Here is a 3,359-nt window from a genome sequence, read left to right on the forward strand (position 1 = left end):
TCCATGTGATCCAAGTCAATGCTGGTGATGACGGCGCAATCTGCATCCAGGATGTTGACAGCATCGAGCCGGCCGCCCAGGCCGACTTCCAGAATGACGACATCGAGCTTCAAATCAGCCAGCAACTGCAAAATCGCCAGCGTGGTGAATTCGAAGTAAGTCAGCGAGACTTCATCACCATTTTGGCTTCTTGCGCTTTCAACGCGGATGAAGTTTTCAATCAAATCCGAAGCACTGACGATGTCGCCGCGGACCCGGCAGCGCTCCTCAAAATGAACCAGATGGGGCGAGGTGTAGACACCGGTACGGTAACCTGCCTCCATCAAAATGGCTTCGAGCATGGCGCAGGTCGAGCCCTTGCCGTTGGTGCCAGCCACCGTGATGATCGGGCAATCGAATTTCAGTCCCATGCGCCGGGCCACCACCCTCACGCGCTCGAGCCCCATGTCGATGGTTTTCGGGTGCAGGCGCTCGCAGTAGGCCAGCCAGTCTTCCAGTGTCTTGAGTTTTTCCATGCTGGCCTGCATTGTCGCGCAAGGTGGAAAACCCTTGGGAAGCAAGTACAGCCAGTGCGGCAGTCGCTTCAGCGGGCGAAGCGGTCGGTGGCGGCCAGCAACTGCGCCAGGATGCCGGGCTCGTGATAGGCATGACCGGCATCGGCAATCAGGTGAAACTCCGCTTCGGGCCAGGCGCGGTGCAGCTCCCAGGCGGTTTTCGCGGGCGTTGCCATGTCGTAGCGGCCCTGCACGATGACACCGGGAATCCCGGCAAGCTGGCGCGCACCTGCCAACAACTGTCCCTCCGCAAGCCAGCCCGCGTGCACAAAGTAGTGGTTTTCAATGCGCGAAAAGGCCAGCGCGAAGTCGTCGTCGCCGTGCTTGACGGCTGCCGCCGGGTCGGGCCGCAACGTCAGTGTGCGGCCTTCCCACAAACTCCAGGCACGCGCGGCTGCCAGTTGCGCTAAGCGATCGGAGCCCACCAGGCGCTGGCGGTAAGCGGCCATCAAATCACCGTGCTCGGCCTTGGGTATCGGCGCCAGAAACTCCTCCCACAGATCGGGAAACAGCCAGGAAGCACCCTCCTGGTAATACCAGAGCAATTCGGCGCGCCGCAAGGTGAAGATGCCGCGCACGACCAGCTCGGACACCCGCGCGGGGTTTGTCTGGGCGTAAGCCAGCGCCAGCGATGAGCCCCAGGAGCCGCCAAACACCAGCCATCGCTCTACGCCCAGCAGGGTGCGCAACTGCTCGATGTCAGCCACCAGGTGCCAGGTGGTGTTGTTGTCCAGCGACGCACTGGGGCGCGAGCGGCCGCAGCCGCGCTGGTCAAACAGCAGCACGCAGTAGCGCTCGGGGTCAAACAGCCGCCGGTGCTCGGTCGAGCAGCCCGCGCCCGGCCCGCCGTGCAAAAACACAGCCGGTTTGCCTGCCGGGTTGCCGCACAGTTCCCAGTAAACCGAATGACCGTCGCCCGTTTCGAGAATGCCTGTGCGAAACGGCTCGATCGGCGGGTAAAGGCCAGGCGAAGAGCCGGGCGAAGGACTTGCAGCGGGTGCGGTCAGAGAAGTCATGGGGGCTCCATCAATGGTGAGCGCCCCAGCGTCAGGCCATGGCGCAAGGGCAACTGCTCAATTATTCCAGCGTTGTGCCGATGGCCGGTTCACGCGGAACGCCGGCCCGCAAGAGGTTGCTTGCCGGGCCCTTAATTGCTATTTATTTTATAGCATACTATAGCCATAAAACATGGACAACAGGGCATTTTAGTGAAAATATGGCAAAATAATCGACATGATCACCCTGTACGGCATCGCCAATTGCGATTCAGTCAAAAAAGCCCGCGCCTGGCTCACTGAGCACGGGCAGGCCTACGAGTTTCATGATTTTAAAAAGCAGGGCGTTCCGCCAGAAAAGCTGGCGCGATGGATGCAGTCCGTCGGTTCAGAAAAGCTTTTGAACCGCAAAGGCAGCACCTGGCGCAAGCTCGATGCCGCCGCCAAGGCCGCCGTGGTGGACGATGCCAGCGCCGAGACCTTGCTGCGGGCCCATGCCAGCGCCATCAAGCGCCCCGTGGTCGATTGGGGAAATGAAACAACGGTCGGGTTTGACGCTGCGTCATGGGCCAGCCGGACTTAAACCGAACAAGCGGGTTATGCGGGCTTTTCCGGCAAAACCCGGTTCTACATGAGCTTTACAGTCCGCTTACCGAACTCGGCGCCGCAAAATGACTCAGATTTATTAAAATTGAAAATAAGAGATAGATAAAAGCATGAGCACCGGAAAGGATTGGGACCATCAACCGTTCTTTTTACGGGGCGGCCTGCAACCACGGTTCAGTGTCTGCGATGGGCTGAAAAAGGACTTTGAATCATGAAAAACGTATTTGTTAAACCATTGGTCGGGGCTTGCGTTACGGTTCTGACCGGACTCGCTGCCTCGCCTGCTTCAGCGATGGACATGCTGGCGCGGGTTATCTCCAGTACCCCCGTCGTGCAACAGGTGGCCGTGCCGCGGCAGGTGTGCAACAACCAGGCCGTCATCACGCAGGCACCGAGGTCAGGCGCGGGCGCCTTGCTGGGCGCGGTGGCGGGCGGCGCTGCCGGCAATGCAATCGGCAGTGGCGGCGGCAGGACCGCAGCCACCCTGATTGGCCTGGTAGGTGGCGCGATGATCGGGGACAACATCGAAGGGCCGAACAACCAGGTGCAAAACGTCCAGCAATGCACGACCCAGACGTTTTACGAAAATCGTCCCGCTTACTACAACGTGGTTTATGAATACCAGGGAACCCAGTACAACACCCAGATGGCCAGCGATCCTGGCAGTTATGTGCGGTTGCAGGTTTCGGCTGTTGGCGCCCTGCCCGCGCCTGCCCAGGCATATCCACCGTCGCAGCCTTTCCAGACGGCCCCCATAGCCCAGTCACAAGTCTATTACCAGACAAATGTGGTGCAGCAACCGGTTTATGTACAGCCGGTTGCCTACCCGGCCTATTACCCCCGGCCTTTCTATGCCCCGTCTTACTATGCCCCCTACGACCCGCCGATCGGGCTGTCGCTGAACTTCGGCTACAGCCGGGGTTTTGGCGGCGGTCACCGCGGCCACTGGCGCTAACCGTTCAGCAGGTATAAAAAAAGGGGACTTGCGGGTCCCCTTTTTGATTTCAGATTGCGCTGTGGCGGCTACGCTCCGGCCTACTGGGCGGTTTCGATCAACGCGCCCTTGAACAGCACCGGCCCGCTGGGCCCGCTGCCCGGCGGCACGCCACCCTTGGGCTCCAGCGTAATGGCCAATGTGGGAACTTCCCTGATGTCGCTGCTGGCAGCCGTCAGGCGGATTACCGGACCGCCACCCAGCACGCCG

The 3,359-nt window shown here is 60.5% G+C and carries 4 protein-coding genes and 1 pseudogene; 2 read left to right on the forward strand and 3 right to left on the reverse strand.

The window, feature by feature from the left end; translation table 11 throughout:
- Nucleotides 1-515 (reverse strand): Mur ligase family protein (locus tag HHJ19_RS06275; protein ID WP_296905059.1); only part of this gene is annotated, 515 nt, incomplete at its 3' end.
- Nucleotides 516-583: 68 nt separating this feature from the next.
- Entirely contained in the window at nucleotides 584-1,570 is a 987-nt protein-coding gene (gene pip, locus HHJ19_RS06280) for a prolyl aminopeptidase (protein WP_296905061.1), read from the reverse strand.
- 217 nt (nucleotides 1,571-1,787) lie between these two features.
- Here pip and HHJ19_RS06285 point away from each other — a divergent pair, with 217 nt between their 5' ends.
- Nucleotides 1,788-2,132, forward strand: a complete 345-nt coding sequence (locus tag HHJ19_RS06285) for a Spx/MgsR family RNA polymerase-binding regulatory protein (RefSeq protein WP_296905063.1) — start codon at nucleotides 1,788-1,790, stop codon at nucleotides 2,130-2,132.
- 234 nt (nucleotides 2,133-2,366) lie between these two features.
- A complete protein-coding gene (locus HHJ19_RS06290) occupies nucleotides 2,367-3,110 on the forward strand; it encodes a glycine zipper 2TM domain-containing protein (protein ID WP_296905065.1) in 744 nt (247 codons plus the stop codon).
- Nucleotides 3,111-3,190: 80 nt separating this feature from the next.
- On the opposite strand, the pseudogene HHJ19_RS06295 reads toward HHJ19_RS06290, so the two are convergent.
- Nucleotides 3,191-3,359, reverse strand: a pseudogene (locus HHJ19_RS06295) (RNA polymerase subunit sigma-70); the annotation flags it as partial.

Source organism: Polaromonas sp. (assembly GCF_012927415.1).
Lineage (GTDB): Bacteria > Pseudomonadota > Gammaproteobacteria > Burkholderiales > Burkholderiaceae_C > Polaromonas.